Annotated in this window: 2 protein-coding genes and 1 pseudogene; all 3 read right to left on the bottom strand. The window is 71.1% G+C overall.

Going from position 1 to position 582, the window contains the following annotated elements; all coding sequences use genetic code 11:
- Nucleotides 1–112 (bottom strand): annotated as a pseudogene (locus CCN33_RS33330) (flavoprotein); the annotation flags it as partial.
- 32 nt (nucleotides 113–144) lie between these two features.
- Nucleotides 145–345, bottom strand: a complete 201-nt coding sequence (locus tag CCN33_RS28455; protein WP_086696284.1) for a ferredoxin — start codon at nucleotides 343–345, stop codon at nucleotides 145–147.
- 12 nt (nucleotides 346–357) lie between these two features.
- The coding region (locus CCN33_RS28450; protein WP_140394716.1) for a cytochrome P450 at nucleotides 358–582 on the bottom strand (225 nt) is incomplete at its 5' end.

The following is a 582-nucleotide window of genomic DNA, read 5'->3' as shown; positions in this document are numbered from 1 at the left end:
CCACCTCCCAGCCCCGCTCCTGGGCCTCGGCGATCAGCGTGCCGACGCCGGAGGCGACCCCGGCCGCGCAGACGACGACGTAGAGAAAGGGTTTCCCGGCGAGTTCGGTCACCGGGAAACCCTATAAGTCGGGCTGAGTGGCGGTCAGCTCTCGGTCACGGTGATCGCCCCGACCGGGCAGGCGCGGGCGGCCTCCCGGAGCATGGGGCTGCCCGCCCCGTCGTCGGCGCCGGGCAGCAGCGCGCTGTATCCGTCGTCGTCCTGGGTGAAGACGCTCGGGGCGGCCAGTGTGCACTGGCCCGCGCCGATGCAGAGGTCCTTGTCGATCTCGATGTCGGTGTGCATGGGAGAAGCCTCTTACCAGGTCACGGGGAGTTCCAGCATCCCCTGGATCGTGTCGCCGGGCTTGAAGGGGATCTCCTCCGCCGGGACCGCGAGGCGCAGGCCGGGCAGCCGGGCGAAGAGGCTCCCGAGGGCGATCTCCAGTTCCGCGCGCGCCAGGTTCTGGCCGAGGCACTGATGGATGCCGAAGCCGAAGGCGACGTGATGGCGGGCGGAGCGGCCGAAGTCGAGGGCGTCGGG

Origin of the sequence: Streptomyces recifensis, from assembly GCF_002154615.1 — a bacterium.
Taxonomy (GTDB): Bacteria; Actinomycetota; Actinomycetes; order Streptomycetales; family Streptomycetaceae; genus Streptomyces; species Streptomyces griseoluteus.
This window is presented reverse-complemented; position numbering and strand designations above follow the sequence as displayed.